Origin of the sequence: Citrobacter sp. RHBSTW-00029 (assembly GCF_014104295.1) — a bacterium.
In the GTDB taxonomy this organism is placed as follows: domain Bacteria; phylum Pseudomonadota; class Gammaproteobacteria; order Enterobacterales; family Enterobacteriaceae; genus Citrobacter; species Citrobacter youngae.
On record NZ_JABXRT010000001.1, the window covers coordinates 4,512,212 to 4,527,715 of the forward strand.

11 protein-coding genes are annotated in these 15,504 nt (G+C 54.3%); 9 read left to right on the top strand and 2 right to left on the bottom strand.

The features are described from left to right. Positions 1-27: 27 nt before the first annotated feature. A complete protein-coding gene (yhgN, locus tag HV041_RS21780) occupies positions 28-621 on the bottom strand; it encodes an NAAT family transporter YhgN (protein ID WP_003023480.1) in 594 nt (197 codons plus the stop codon). Positions 622-939: 318 nt separating this feature from the next. On the opposite strand from yhgN, the gene asd reads away from it, so the two are divergent. From asd to glgP, 6 genes are all read left to right on the top strand, one after another. Beyond that, positions 940-2,046 (top strand): aspartate-semialdehyde dehydrogenase, encoded by a 1,107-nt coding sequence (asd, locus tag HV041_RS21785; protein ID WP_003837862.1) that lies wholly within the window; start codon positions 940-942, stop codon positions 2,044-2,046. Between the two features lie 273 nt (positions 2,047-2,319). Beyond that, positions 2,320-4,506: a 1,4-alpha-glucan branching enzyme gene (gene glgB / locus HV041_RS21790; protein ID WP_121585156.1), complete on the top strand. Its 2,187-nt coding sequence runs from the start codon at positions 2,320-2,322 to the stop codon at positions 4,504-4,506. Next, positions 4,503-6,479 (top strand): glycogen debranching protein GlgX, encoded by a 1,977-nt coding sequence (glgX, locus tag HV041_RS21795; RefSeq protein WP_121585155.1) that lies wholly within the window; start codon positions 4,503-4,505, stop codon positions 6,477-6,479. The genes glgB and glgX overlap by 4 nt, the downstream gene beginning before the upstream one ends. A gap of 13 nt (positions 6,480-6,492) precedes the next feature. Continuing rightward, the gene (glgC, locus tag HV041_RS21800; RefSeq protein WP_182294268.1) at positions 6,493-7,788 is read left to right on the top strand and encodes a glucose-1-phosphate adenylyltransferase; all 1,296 of its coding nucleotides are present in this window, start codon (positions 6,493-6,495) and stop codon (positions 7,786-7,788) included. Further along, entirely contained in the window at positions 7,788-9,221 is a 1,434-nt protein-coding gene (gene glgA / locus HV041_RS21805) for a glycogen synthase GlgA (protein ID WP_121585154.1), read from the top strand. Before glgC ends, glgA begins: the two co-directional genes overlap by 1 nt. A gap of 19 nt (positions 9,222-9,240) precedes the next feature. Further along, positions 9,241-11,688: a glycogen phosphorylase gene (glgP, locus tag HV041_RS21810; RefSeq protein WP_048213566.1), complete on the top strand. Its 2,448-nt coding sequence runs from the start codon at positions 9,241-9,243 to the stop codon at positions 11,686-11,688. 90 nt (positions 11,689-11,778) lie between these two features. Here glgP and glpD read toward each other — a convergent pair whose 3' ends face one another. Continuing rightward, a complete protein-coding gene (glpD, locus tag HV041_RS21815; protein WP_121585153.1) occupies positions 11,779-13,287 on the bottom strand; it encodes a glycerol-3-phosphate dehydrogenase in 1,509 nt (502 codons plus the stop codon). A 198-nt stretch (positions 13,288-13,485) separates the two neighbouring features. Here glpD and glpE point away from each other — a divergent pair, with 198 nt between their 5' ends. The 3 genes from glpE (at position 13,486) to HV041_RS21830 (ending at position 15,492) form a co-directional block, all read left to right on the top strand. Next, entirely contained in the window at positions 13,486-13,812 is a 327-nt protein-coding gene (gene glpE, locus HV041_RS21820) for a thiosulfate sulfurtransferase GlpE (RefSeq protein WP_016157651.1), read from the top strand. 75 nt (positions 13,813-13,887) lie between these two features. Beyond that, complete coding sequence (glpG, locus tag HV041_RS21825) at positions 13,888-14,718, top strand: rhomboid family intramembrane serine protease GlpG (protein ID WP_121585152.1); 831 nt, start codon at positions 13,888-13,890, stop codon at positions 14,716-14,718. 15 nt (positions 14,719-14,733) lie between these two features. Continuing rightward, a complete protein-coding gene (locus HV041_RS21830; protein WP_003023499.1) occupies positions 14,734-15,492 on the top strand; it encodes a DeoR/GlpR family transcriptional regulator in 759 nt (252 codons plus the stop codon). Positions 15,493-15,504 lie beyond the last annotated feature (12 nt).

A 15,504-nucleotide genomic window follows, 5' to 3' on the forward strand; every position in this document is an offset into this window, starting at 1 on the left:
ATGCCATGCTCTCCAGCTTCAAAACGGTCACCCCTTCATCCACATCCGTACGCCATCAAGGAACATCTGGGTTGCCATCATCACCAGAATCAGCCCCATCAGGCGCTCCAGCGCGTTCACCCCTTTCTCCCCCAGCAGACGCAAAAACAGCGACGACTGCAACAGAATCACAAACGTACCGCCCCAGGCGATCAGCAGCGCAATCACCAGATGCCCCATCTGGTTCGGGTACTGATGCGACAACAGCATTAATGAAGCCAGGATTGTTGGACCGGCTACCAGCGGAATCGCCAGCGGGACGATAAACGGCTCTTCACCCGCCGGAAGCCCGGTGCTATTCCCGGTGGCGCTGGGGAAAATCATCTTAATGGCGATCAGGAACAAAATGATGCCCCCGGAGATCGACACGGTTTCCGCGCGCAGATTCAGAAATGCCAGAATTTTCTCGCCCGCAAACAGGAATATCAGCATCACCAACAGCGCAATGAACAGCTCGCGAATCATAATCGCGCGGCGGCGTTTTGGTTCGGTATGTTTCAATACGGACATGAAAATGGGCAAATTTCCGAGCGGATCCATAATCAGGATCAACAAAACTGCCGCTGAAATGATTTCATTCATAACTCAAATTCCCTGATAATTACCACGGACTTTCTGCTTGCTTGCGCAGCGGGATAAGTCGCATTACTGATGGCTTCGCTATCATTGATTAATTTCACTTGCGACTTTGGCTGCATTTTGTATGGTGAAGGATATGCCACCAGGACACTGGCATACATATACGCATCATCCTTCAAACTGCCTCTTTGTTGGCTTCACTCAGAAACCCCAATCGCATAGTTTTCTATGCTCATGGGGATTTCTTCGCTTGCCGCCTCGATGCATTTTGAATGATTTTACGTATAAACACAGCACACATCTCTGCAGGAAAAAAACGCTATGAAAAATGTTGGTTTTATCGGCTGGCGCGGTATGGTCGGCTCTGTTCTCATGCAACGCATGGTTGAGGAGCGTGACTTCGACGCCATTCGCCCTGTTTTCTTTTCTACTTCCCAGCTCGGGCAGGCGGCACCGACATTCGGTGGAACCGCGACCGGCACGCTTCAGGACGCTTTTGATCTGGATGCGCTGAAGGCGCTCGATATCATCGTGACCTGTCAGGGCGGCGATTATACCAACGAAATCTATCCAAAGCTTCGTGAAAGCGGTTGGCAGGGTTACTGGATTGACGCGGCCTCTTCGCTGCGTATGAAAGACGACGCCATCATTATTCTCGATCCGGTTAACCAGGATGTCATCACCGATGGCCTGAATAAAGGTATTAAGACCTTTGTCGGCGGTAACTGCACCGTTAGCCTGATGCTGATGTCCCTCGGTGGCCTGTTTGCTAATGACCTGGTCGACTGGGTCTCCGTGGCGACCTATCAGGCGGCTTCCGGCGGCGGCGCGCGCCATATGCGCGAGCTGTTGTCTCAGATGGGTCATCTGTATGGCCATGTGGCCGAGGAGCTGGCGACCCCTTCCTCTGCTATTCTCGACATCGAACGTAAAGTGACGACCCTGTCCCGTAGCGGTGAACTGCCGGTTGATAACTTTGGTGTACCGCTGGCCGGTAGCCTGATTCCGTGGATCGACAAACAGCTCGATAACGGTCAGAGCCGTGAAGAGTGGAAGGGACAGGCGGAAACCAACAAAATTCTCAACACGTCTTCCGTGATCCCGGTTGATGGTCTGTGCGTGCGCGTCGGCGCGCTGCGCTGCCACAGCCAGGCGTTCACCATCAAATTGAAAAAAGATGTGTCTATTCCGACCGTGGAAGAACTGCTGGCGGCGCACAACCCGTGGGCGAAAGTAGTACCAAACGATCGTGAAATTACCATGCGTGAGTTAACCCCGGCGGCCGTTACCGGCACGTTGACCACGCCAGTAGGCCGTCTGCGTAAGCTGAATATGGGACCTGAGTTCCTGTCAGCCTTTACCGTAGGCGACCAGCTGCTTTGGGGTGCTGCGGAGCCATTGCGCCGCATGTTGCGTCAACTGGCGTAATGGTTTGTTAATGATCAAAGGGTGCTGAGTCACCCTTTTTTTTGCGTAATACAGGAGTAAGCGCAGATGTTTCATTTTTTACCAGGAGTAAGATAAAGCATTGGCTATTCTTTAAGGGTGACTTAGTACCGGAGGTATTAAGTTGTTGCCTGAAGGTGGGACGACGCAGAGAGGATGCACAATTGTGCTGCGCCGTTCAGGTCAAAAAAAGTGTCGCTACCTGATGTCGAAAATCAGTTGGAAGGGGTGACACCATAAAACAGGATGACAACCATGTCCGTTCGTATCGATAGAGACGTGATTAATGCGCTAATTGCAGGCCATTTTGCGGATCCTTTTTCCGTACTCGGTATGCACCAAACTGACGCTGGACTTGAAGTCCGCGCCCTATTACCTGACGCCACCGAAGTGTGGGTGATCGAACCCAAAACCGGACGCAAAGTCGGCAAGCTGGATTGCCTCGACTCTCGTGGTTTTTTCTGTGCAGTACTTCCCCGCCGTAAAAATTTCTTTCGCTATCAATTGGCCGTTGTCTGGCATGGACAGCAGAATCTGATTGATGACCCTTATCGTTTTGGTCCGCTGATCCAGGATATGGATGCCTGGCTGTTATCTGAAGGTACGCACCTGCGACCTTACGAAACGCTGGGTGCGCATGCGGATACTATGGATGGCGTAACCGGCACGCGCTTTTCCGTCTGGGCACCTAACGCTCAACGCGTGTCAGTGGTTGGGCAGTTCAACTACTGGGATGGCCGTCGCCATCCGATGCGCCTGCGCAAAGAAAGCGGTATCTGGGAGCTGTTTATCCCCGGCGCGCAGCATGGTCAACTGTATAAATATGAGATGATCGATGCCAACGGTAAGCTGCGAATCAAAGCGGACCCTTACGCCTTCGAAGCGCAAATGCGCCCGGAAACCGCGTCGCTTATCTGTGGTCTGCCGGAAAAAGTGGTGCAAAGCGAGGAGCGTAAAAAAGCCAACCAGTTTGATGCGCCGATTTCTATCTATGAAGTGCACCTGGGGTCATGGCGTCGTCATACCGATAACAACTTCTGGCTGAGCTACCGCGAGCTGGCGGATCAACTGGTGCCTTACGCCAGGTGGATGGGCTTTACCCACCTTGAACTGTTGCCGATTAACGAGCATCCGTTCGACGGTAGCTGGGGTTACCAACCTACCGGCATGTATGCGCCGACCCGTCGATTTGGTACGCGCGATGACTTCCGCTATTTTGTGAATGCCGCGCATCAGGCGGGGCTGAACGTCATTCTCGACTGGGTGCCGGGCCATTTCCCGTCGGACGACTTTGGTCTGGCAGAGTTTGATGGCACCAGGCTGTATGAGCACAGCGACCCGCGAGAAGGGTATCATCAGGACTGGAACACGCTGATCTACAACTACGGTCGCCGTGAAGTCAGCAACTACCTGGTGGGTAATGCCCTGTACTGGATTGAACGTTTTGGTATCGACGCGCTGCGCGTGGATGCCGTGGCATCGATGATTTATCGCGACTACAGCCGTAAAGAAGGGGAATGGGTCCCGAACGAATTTGGCGGTCGTGAAAACCTGGAGGCTATTGAATTTTTACGCAATACCAACCGTATTCTTGGCGAACAGGTGCCTGGTGCGGTGAGCATGGCGGAAGAGTCCACCGACTTTGCTGGTGTCTCAAGACCGCAGGACATGGGCGGTTTAGGGTTCTGGTATAAGTGGAACCTCGGCTGGATGCACGACACGCTGGACTACATGAAACTGGATCCGGTTTATCGCCAACATCACCACGATAAGCTGACCTTCGGCATGCTGTACAACTACACCGAGAACTTTGTCCTGCCGTTGTCGCACGATGAAGTGGTGCACGGCAAGAAATCGATTCTCGACCGCATGCCGGGCGATGCGTGGCAGAAGTTTGCCAACCTGCGCGCCTACTACGGCTGGATGTGGGCCTTCCCAGGCAAGAAACTGCTGTTTATGGGCAACGAGTTTGCGCAGGGACGTGAATGGAACCATGACGCCAGCCTCGACTGGCACCTGCTGGAAGGCGGCGATAACTGGCATCACGGCGTACAGCGTCTGGTGCGTGATCTGAACCACACCTATCGTCATCACAAAGCGCTGCACGAGCTCGACTTTGACGCCTATGGCTTTGAGTGGCTGGTGGTGGATGACAAAGAACGTTCGGTGCTGGCTTTCGTGCGTCGTGACAAGGTCGGCAATGAAATCATCGTGGTCAGTAACTTTACGCCTGTGCCCCGCCACGGCTATCGCTTCGGTATCAATCAGCCGGGGAAATGGCGCGAAATCCTCAATACTGATTCGATGCATTATCACGGCAGCAACACTGGCAACGGCGGTGCGGTGCACAGTGATGAAATCGCAAGTCATGGTCGTCAGCATTCACTGAGCCTCACGTTGCCGCCGTTGGCAACGATCTGGCTGGTTCGGGAGGGGGAATGACGCAACTGGCAACCGGCAACGCCACCCCCCATGGTGCAACGTATGACGGCCATGGCGTTAATTTCACACTCTTCTCGGCTCACGCTGAGCGCGTTGAATTATGCGTATTCGATGAGCAAGGCTGCGAACTCCGCTATGACCTGCCGGGGCGTAGCGGCGATGTCTGGCACGGCTATCTGGCCAACGCCCGGCCCGGTCTGCGCTATGGCTATCGCGTCCATGGCCCATGGCAACCGCAGCAGGGCCACCGGTTTAACCCGGCGAAACTGCTGCTCGACCCTTGCGCTCGTCGGGTCGAGGGCGAGTTAAAAGATAACCCGCTGCTGCACGGCGGGCTAAATGAACCGGATCGTCATGATAACGCCGCCATCGCGCTGAAGGGCGTGGTGGTGTCCGACCATTATGACTGGGAGGATGATGCCCCGCCGCGCACGCCGTGGGGCAATACCGTGATTTACGAAGCGCATGTCAAAGGGTTGACGTATTTGCATCCTGACCTGCCGGAAGAGATTCGCGGAACCTACAAAGCGCTGGGGCATCCAGTGATGATCGATTACTTCAAGCGTCTCGGCATTACCGCGCTGGAGCTGCTGCCGGTGGCGCATTTTGCCAGCGAACCGCGACTTCAGCGGCTGGGCCTGTCGAACTACTGGGGATACAACCCAGTGGCGATGTTCGCGCTGCATCCGGCCTATGCCTGCTCGCCGGAGAGTGCGCTGGATGAGTTTCGCGACGCGGTAAAAGCGCTGCACAAAGCGGGAATTGAGGTCATTCTCGATATCGTTTTGAACCACAGCGCCGAGCTGGATCTCGACGGTCCCGTCTTCTCGCTGCGCGGAATTGATAACCGTAGCTATTATTGGATCAGGGATGATGGTGATTACTACAACTGGACCGGTTGTGGGAACACCCTCAATCTGAGCCATCCTGGCGTTGTGGAATACGCATGTGAATGCCTGCGTTACTGGGTTGAAACCTGCCATGTGGATGGCTTTCGCTTTGATTTGGCTTCCGTCATGGGGCGTACACCTGCGTTTCGTCAGGATGCGCCGCTGTTTACCGCGATCCAAAACTGTCCGCTGCTCTCTCGCGTCAAACTGATTGCGGAACCGTGGGATATTGGTGAAGGCGGGTATCAGGTGGGGAATTTCCCACCACCGTTTGCCGAGTGGAATGACCATTTTCGCGACGCAAGTCGACGCTTCTGGCTTCAGCGTAATCTGTCTTTAGGTGAGTTTGCCGGACGTTTCGCTGCATCCAGCGATGTGTTTAAACGCAATGGCCGCAAACCCAGCGCCACGGTCAATCTGGTGACCGCGCACGACGGTTTTACGCTACGCGACTGTGTGTGCTTCACAAATAAGCACAATGAAGCGAATGGTGAGGAAAATCGCGACGGCACTAGCAATAACTACAGCGACAATCATGGTAAAGAAGGATTAGGCGGCACGCTGGACCTGATTGAACGGCGGCGCGACAGCATTCATGCGCTGTTAACCACGCTGTTGCTCTCCCAGGGGACGCCGATGTTGCTGGCGGGCGATGAGCATGGTCATAGCCAGCACGGCAACAATAACGCTTACTGCCAGGATAACGCCTTAACGTGGCTGGACTGGCAGCAGGCAAACAGTGGACTAACCACATTTACTGCCGCGCTGATTCATCTGCGCCGGCAAATACCCGCATTAACGGGGGATTGCTGGTGGGAAGAGGGTGATGGCAATGTTCGTTGGCTGAATAAGTACGCACAACCCTTAAGTGCGGATGAGTGGCAAAACGGCCCGAGGCAGATGCAAATCCAGCTTTCAGACCGTTTTCTGATTGCAATAAACGCCACGCTTGAGGTGACAGATATCGTTTTACCTGAAGGGGAATGGCACGCCATTCCCCCATTTGCCGGAGAGGATAATCCGGTGCTTACGGCTGTCTGGCAGGGACCTGCGCACGGACTGTGTGTGTTCCAGAGAAGATAAAAAGGAGTTAGTCATGGTGAGTTTAGAGAAGAACGATCGTGTAATGTTGGCGCGCCAGCTGCCATTAAAATCTGTTGCCCTGATCCTGGCCGGTGGCCGCGGAACCCGTCTGAAAGATTTAACCAACAAACGAGCCAAGCCTGCCGTGCACTTTGGCGGTAAGTTCCGCATTATCGATTTTGCTTTATCCAACTGTATTAACTCCGGGATCCGCCGTATCGGCGTAATCACGCAGTACCAGTCCCACACGCTGGTGCAGCATATTCAGCGCGGCTGGTCGTTCTTTAGCGAAGAGATGAACGAGTTCGTCGATCTGCTGCCTGCCCAGCAGAGAATGCAGGGTGAAAACTGGTATCGCGGCACGGCGGATGCGGTGACCCAAAACCTGGATATCATTCGACGCTATAAAGCGGAATACGTGGTGATCCTCGCGGGCGATCATATTTATAAGCAGGACTACTCACGCATGCTGATCGACCACGTCGAGAAAGGCGCGCGCTGCACCGTGGCCTGTATGCCAGTGCCGATCGAAGAAGCCAGCGCGTTTGGCGTGATGGACGTGGACGACACCGATAAAATTATCGAGTTCGTTGAAAAACCCGCCAACCCGCCAGCGATGCCTGGCGATCCGACCAAATCGCTTGCCAGTATGGGGATCTACATCTTCAACGCCGATTATCTGTATGAACTGCTGGCGGAAGATGATCTCGATGAAAAATCCAGTCACGATTTTGGCAAAGACATCATTCCAAAAATCACCGAAGCTGGCATGGCATATGCGCATCCATTCCCGTTGTCCTGCGTGCAGTCTGACCCGGAATCCGAACCGTACTGGCGCGATGTGGGGACGCTGGAAGCCTACTGGAAAGCGAACTTCGATCTGGCTTCGGTGACGCCTGAATTGGATATGTACGACCAGGACTGGCCAATCCGTACGCATATGGAATCGCTGCCGCCAGCGAAATTTGTGCAGGACCGTTCCGGTAGCCACGGAATGACGCTGAACTCGCTGGTTTCCGGCGGCTGTATTATTTCGGGTTCGGTGGTGGTGCAGTCCGTTCTGTTCCCGCGGGTGCGGGTGAATTCATTCTGTAACATTGATTCGGCAGTGTTATTACCTGAAGTGTGGGTGGGACGTTCATGCCGCTTACGTCGTTGCATTATTGACCGCGCCTGCGTTATTCCTGAAGGCATGGTAATCGGTGAAAACGCGGAAGAAGATGCACGTCGTTTCTACCGTTCAGAGGAAGGCATTGTGCTGGTCACGCGTGAAATGCTGCGCAAACTGCAGATCAAACAGGAGCGATAATGCAGGTTTTACACGTTTGTTCAGAGATGTTTCCCCTGTTAAAAACCGGGGGACTGGCGGATGTTATTGGGGCGTTACCTGCCGCGCAAATTGCGGACGGTGTAGATGCCCGCGTGCTGCTCCCGGCGTTTCCTGATATCCGCCGCGGCATTCCTGATGCTCAGGTGGTGACGCGTCGCGATACCTTTGCAGGCAGAATTACGCTGCTGTTCGGGCATTACAACGGCGTCGGAATTTACCTCGTTGATGCGCCACATCTCTATGACCGTCCCGGGAGCCCGTATCACGACACCAACCTGTTTGCGTATACCGATAACGTGCTGCGTTTTGCGCTGTTGGGTTGGGCCGGATGTGAAATGGCCTGCGGCCTTGACCCATTCTGGCGCCCGGATGTGGTGCATGCGCACGACTGGCACGCTGGCCTGGCACCGGCATATCTGGCGGCGCGTGGCCATCCGGCGAAATCGGTGTTCACCGTACACAACCTGGCGTATCAAGGCATGTTTTATGCAAAGCATATGGATGACATCCAATTGCCATGGTCGTTCTTTAATGTGCACGGGTTGGAGTTTAACGGCCAGATTTCGTTCCTGAAGGCCGGGTTGTACTACGCCGACCACATTACGGCGGTCAGTCCGACCTACGCGCGGGAAATTACCGAGGCGCAGTTCGCCTACGGCATGGAAGGTTTGTTGCAGCAGCGCCATCGCGAAGGGCGTCTTTCCGGTGTGCTGAACGGCGTTGATGAAAAAATCTGGAGCCCGGAAACCGATCTGCTGCTGGCGTCGCGCTATACGCGTGACACGCTGGAAGAGAAGGCGGAGAACAAACGGCAGCTACAGATCGCGATGGGACTTAAGGTTAACGATAAAGTGCCGCTGTTTGCTGTCGTGAGCCGCCTGACCAGTCAGAAAGGGTTGGATCTGGTGTTGGAGGCTCTGCCGGGTCTGTTAGAGCAGGGTGGACAGCTGGCGTTACTTGGCGCGGGCGATCCGGTGTTGCAGGAAGGTTTTCTCGCCGCGGCGGCGGAACATCCGGGGCAGGTGGGTGTGCAGATCGGCTATCACGAAGCCTTCTCGCACCGCATCATGGGTGGGGCCGATGTGATATTGGTTCCCAGCCGTTTTGAGCCGTGTGGCTTAACACAATTGTATGGACTGAAGTACGGCACGTTGCCGCTGGTGCGACGTACCGGTGGGCTGGCTGATACGGTGTCTGATAGTTCGCTGGAGAACCTGGCGGACGGTATCGCCAGTGGGTTTGTATTTGAAGATAGTAATGCCTGGTCGCTGCTACGGGCGATCCGGCGTGCTTTCGTATTGTGGTCCCGGCCTTCGCTGTGGCGGTTTGTACAACGTCAGGCCATGACCATGGATTTTAGCTGGCAAGTCGCGGCGAAGTCATACCGTGAGCTTTACTATCGCTTGAAATAGTTATCCAGGAATCACCTATATGAATGCTCCATTTACTTATGCATCGCCCACACTCAGCGTAGAGGCACTTAAGCATTCTATTGCCTACAAGCTGATGTTCACGATTGGTAAAGACCCGGTCATTGCCAATAAACATGAGTGGCTGAACGCCACATTGTTCGCGGTGCGCGATCGTCTCGTGGAGCGCTGGCTGCGTTCTAATCGTGCGCAATTATCCCAGGAAACTCGACAGGTCTATTACCTGTCTATGGAGTTCCTGATTGGCCGCACGCTTTCCAATGCACTGTTATCGTTGGGGATTTATGACGATGTCAAAAATGCGCTGGAAGGCATGGGGCTGGATCTTGAAGATCTGATCGACGAAGAAAACGACCCGGGTCTTGGCAACGGTGGCCTCGGGCGCCTGGCGGCCTGCTTCCTGGACTCGCTGGCAACGCTGGGACTGCCGGGACGTGGCTACGGTATTCGCTATGACTACGGCATGTTCAAGCAAAACATTGTTGATGGCCGACAGAAAGAGTCGCCGGACTACTGGCTGGAATACGGTAACCCATGGGAGTTCAAACGCCACAATACGCGCTACAAAGTGCGTTTTGGCGGGCGTATTCAGCAGGAAGGCAAGAAAACGCGCTGGATAGAAACCGAAGAGATCCTGGCAGTTGCCTACGACCAGATTATCCCCGGTTACGACACCGACGCCACCAACACGTTGCGCCTGTGGAATGCCCAGGCCAGTAGCGAGATCAACCTCGGTAAATTTAACCAGGGCGACTACTTTGCGGCGGTGGAAGATAAAAACCACTCCGAGAACGTCTCCCGCGTGCTCTATCCGGATGACTCCACCTATTCGGGACGCGAGCTGCGCTTGCGTCAGGAGTATTTCCTGGTCTCCGCCACGGTGCAGGATATCCTGAGTCGTCATTACCAACTGCACAAAACCTACGACAACCTGGCGGACAAAATTGCTATTCACCTCAATGACACCCATCCGGTGCTGTCGATCCCTGAGCTGATGCGTCTGCTGATTGATGAGCACAAGTTTAGCTGGGACGATGCCTTTGAGGTGTGCTGTCAGGTCTTCTCGTATACCAACCATACGCTGATGAGCGAGGCGCTGGAAACCTGGCCGGTGGATATGCTGGGTAAAATTCTGCCGCGCCACCTGCAAATTATCTTTGAGATTAACGATTACTTCCTGAAAACGCTGCAGGAGCAGTATCCGAGCGATACGGGTCTGTTGGGGCGGACGTCGATCATCGATGAATCCAACGGCCGCCGGGTGCGTATGGCATGGCTGGCGGTGGTGGTGAGCCACAAGGTTAACGGCGTGTCGGAACTGCACTCCAACCTGATGGTACAGTCGCTGTTTGCTGACTTTGCGAAGATCTTCCCGACCCGTTTTTGCAACGTTACCAACGGCGTGACGCCGCGTCGCTGGCTGGCGCTGGCGAATCCGGCGCTTTCCAATGTGCTGGATGAGAACATTGGCCGTACCTGGCGCACCGATCTCAGTCAGCTCAGCGAACTGGAACAACACTGCGATTACCCGCTGGTAAATCAGGCGGTGCGTCATGCGAAGCTGGAGAACAAAAAGCGACTGGCGACGCTCATCGCGCAGCAGTTGAATGTGGTGGTGAATCCGAAATCGCTGTTTGATGTGCAGATCAAGCGTATTCACGAGTACAAGCGTCAGTTGATGAACGTGCTGCATGTGATCACCCGCTACAACCGCATTAAGGCCGATCCTGACGCCGAGTGGGTGCCGCGTGTGAATATTTTTGCCGGTAAGGCGGCTTCGGCCTATTACATGGCGAAGCACATCATTCACCTGATTAACGACGTCGCAAAAGTGATCAACAACGATCCGCAAATTGGCGACAAACTGAAAGTGGTGTTTATCCCTAATTACAGCGTCAGCCTGGCGCAGGTGATTATTCCTGCCGCCGACCTGTCTGAGCAAATCTCACTGGCCGGGACCGAAGCCTCCGGGACCAGTAACATGAAATTTGCGCTGAATGGCGCGCTGACCATCGGTACGCTGGATGGCGCTAACGTTGAGATGCTGGAGCATGTGGGCGCAGAAAATATCTTTATCTTTGGTAATACGGCGGAAGAAGTGGAGGCGCTGCGTAGTCAGGGTTACAAGCCGCGTGAGTATTACGAGAAAGACGAAGAGCTGCACCAGGTGCTGACGCAGATTGGCAGCGGCGTATTTAGTCCTGAGGAGCCGGGACGCTATCGCGACCTGGTGGACTCATTGATTAACTTTGGCGACCACTATCAGGTGCTGGCGGATTATCGCAGCTACGTTGATTGCCAGGATAAGGTTGATGAACTGTATCGTCATCCGGAAGAGTGGACCACCAAGTCGATGATTAATATCGCCAACATGGGCTATTTCTCGTCGGACAGGACGATCAAAGAGTACGCCGAAAACATCTGGCATATTGATTCGGTACGGTTGTAACACACGAGGCCGGGGGCGCTTCGCTTGCCCGGCCTACGTTTATGCACTTTTGTAGGCCGGATAAGGCGTCGCCGCCATCCGGCATTTTTATCAGGACGCCAGCGACAGCTGGTGCTTCTCAATGTATTCAGCCAGCCACTGGGTCATGCGTGACTGCTGCTCAGCGTTCAGCCACATACCTTCTTTCGTACGGCGCCACAACGCATCTTCCGCACGACGAACCCATTCGTGATCGACCAGATATTTCAGCTCGGCCTCATAAAACTCATGGCCAAAGTCTTCACCTAACTCGGCAAGCGAGGTGGCTTCGCCGATGACCCATTCGGTGTTGCTGCCGTAGGTGCGAGAATAATGGCGCGCCAGCGACTCGGTCAGGAACGGGTAGCGACGGCGCAGTTTGGCCGCGTAGTCTTCGCGATCGCCGCCAATGTCACCGCCTGGCAGAATGCACTCTTTCGTCCACGCCGGACCAATGCCCTGATAGTACGATGCCAGTTTTTCCATCGCGTGCTCAGCCAGCTTACGATAGGTCGTCAGCTTACCGCCAAAGACCGACAGCAGCGGCGCTTTGCCGTTTTCGTCGTGGATATCCAGCGTGTAATCACGGGTGATCGCCTGCGGTGAGTCAGACTCGTCATCGCACAGCGGACGCACGCCCGAGTAAGTCCAGACGATATCATCACGGCCCAGCTGCTTCTTAAAGTGCGCGTTGTAAACCTTCAGCAGGTAATTGATCTCGCTTTCATCAATTTTCACCGCTTTCGGATCGCCTTTGTATTCAACGTCTGTCGTCCCGATGATCGAGAATTCGTCCATCCATGGGATAACAAACACAATGCGTTTATCTTCGTTTTGCAGAATATAAGCCTGCTTCTGGGTATGTACGCGCGGCACCACGATGTGGCTGCCTTTGATCAGGCGAATACCGTACGGCGATGGCAGGTGCATACCGTCGTCGAAGAACTCTTTCACCCACGGACCGGTGGCGTTGACCAGGCCACGCGCCTGCCAGGTGTGTTTTTTGCCGGTATCGATATCTTCAGCTTCAACAATCCACAAACCGTTTTCACGGCGAGCAGAGGTGGCGCGAGTGCGGGTTAATACTTCTCCGCCTTTGCGTACAACCATTTGGGCGTTTGCCAAAACCAGTCGTGCATCGTCTACCCAGCAGTCAGAATATTCGAAACCGCGCACAATCTCAGGTTTCATTACGGAATCTGCGCCAAAACGCAAACCGGTAGAACTTGGCAAACTGGTGCGTTTGCCCAGATGATCGTACATAAACAAACCAATGCGGATCATCCACGCCGGACGCAGGTGCGGGCGGTGGGGCAGACGAAAGCGCATCGGGAAGGCGATATGTGGTGCCATTTTCAACAGCACTTCACGTTCGACCAGCGCTTCGCTCACCAGACGAAATTCGTAGTGTTCCAGGTAGCGCAGGCCACCGTGGATGAGTTTGGAGCTAGCGGAAGAGGTGGCGCAGGCTAAATCCTGCGCTTCCAGCATCAGCACGGATAAACCGCGTCCAGCGGCATCTGCCGCGATACCGGCACCGTTGATGCCTCCACCTATCACAATCAGATCTTTGGTTTCCATGCTGGCCTCTCGCACTTTCGTTATAGCTCATTAATGTTCGTTATCGAGCATAATAGCAAAGAATCGCGCCATTGGTAACATCGGATAAACAATTTACAGTGATACATATAACATTATGGCGTTTAACTGCCGTCGGGACGTACACTAAGCAGTAACATGTCCGAAAAGCGTCACCTGCCATATAAAGAAGAGAGAGCAATGGATCAGTTTGAATGTATTAATGTCGAAGAAGCGCATCAGAAGCTGCATCAGGGGACGGCGGTGTTAGTGGATATTCGCGACCCGCAAAGCTATGCAATGGGCCATGCCCCACAGGCATTTCATTTGACGAACGACACGCTGGGGTCATTTATGCGCGAGCATGATTTCGACACAGCTGTGTTGGTGATGTGTTATCACGGCAACAGCAGTAAAGGCGCGGCGCAATATCTTCTGCAGCAGGGCTATGACGCGGTTTACAGCGTTGACGGCGGCTTCGATGCCTGGCATCGACATTTTCCGGCAGAAGTGGCATACGGTTCGTAAGCTAACAAAGATGCAGCCTGAAACGGGCAGGATAGATATACTGTCCTCTTTTGTGTGGAATAAGCGACAGCAACCATGTTGATGATTACCTCTTTTGCTAACCCCCGCGTGGCGCAGGCATTCGTTGATTATATGGCGACACAGGGCGTTATCCTGACGATTCAACAACATCAGCAAACGGATGTCTGGCTGGCGGATGAGTCCCAGGCTCAGCGCGTGCACGCTGAACTGGTGCGGTTTCTGGAGAATCCGGGCGATCCGCGCTACCTCGCGGCAAGCTGGCAATCGGGTCAGACCGACAGCGGTTTGCGCTACCAACGTTATCCGTTCCTGGCCACATTGCGCGAACGCGCAGGTCCGGTAACCTGGTTGGTGATGGCCGCGTGTGTGCTGGTGTTTATCGCGATGAACGTGCTGGGCGACCAGGCGGTGATGCTCTGGCTGGCATGGCCGTTTGACCCTTCGCTGAAATTTGAATTCTGGCGTTATTTCACCCACGCTTTTATGCACTTCTCGCTGATGCATATTCTGTTCAACCTGCTGTGGTGGTGGTATCTCGGCGGTGCGGTTGAAAAGCGTCTGGGCAGTGGAAAACTGATTGTTATTACCGTGATCAGCGCCCTGTTGAGCGGCTATGTTCAGCAGAAATTTAGCGGCCCGTGGTTTGGTGGACTGTCTGGCGTGGTATATGCGCTGATGGGCTACGTGTGGTTGCGCGGCGAGCGCGATCCGCAGAGCGGTATTTTCCTGCAGCGTGGTTTGATTTTCTTTGCCTTGATCTGGATTGTTGCCGGCTGGTTTGATCTATTCGGCATGTCGATGGCGAATGGCGCTCATATCGCCGGGTTGGCCGTGGGTCTGGCAATGGCGTTTGCCGATACTATAAATGTACGAAAACGAACGTAATTTCAGGGAACAATAATGAAGCAAACACAACGACATGACGCGATCATCGAGCTGGTAAAAAAACAGGGATACGTCAGTACTGAAGAGCTGGTGGAGCATTTCTCCGTCAGCCCGCAGACGATTCGCCGCGATCTCAACGATCTGGCCGATCAGAACATGATTTTGCGCCATCACGGCGGCGCGGCGTTGCCATCCAGCTCGGTTAACACCCCGTGGCATGACCGTAAAGCAACGCAGACGGCGGAAAAAGAGCGCATTGCCCGCAAAGTTGCCACGCAGATCCCGAACGGTTCTACGCTGTTTATTGATATCGGAACCACGCCGGAAGCGGTGGCTCACGCGCTGCTTAATCACAGCAATTTACGCATTGTGACCAACAACCTCAATGTGGCGAATACGCTGATGGCGAAAGAGGATTTCCGCATAATCCTCGCCGGTGGCGAACTGCGTAGCCGCGACGGCGGTATTATGGGCGAAGCGACCCTCGACTTCATTTCTCAGTTCCGTCTGGACTTCGGTATCTTAGGCATCAGCGGTATCGACAGCGATGGTTCCCTGCTGGAATTTGATTATCACGAAGTTCGCACCAAACGCGCCATTATTGAAAATTCACGGCATGTGATGCTGGTGGTGGATCACTCGAAGTTTGGGCGTAACGCGATGGTGAATATGGGCAGCATCAGCATGGTGGATGCGGTGTATACCGACACGCTGCCGCCCGCTGGCGTGATGCAGGTGATTGCTGACCATCATATTCAGTTAGAGCTGTGCTAAGGTAATTCCAGG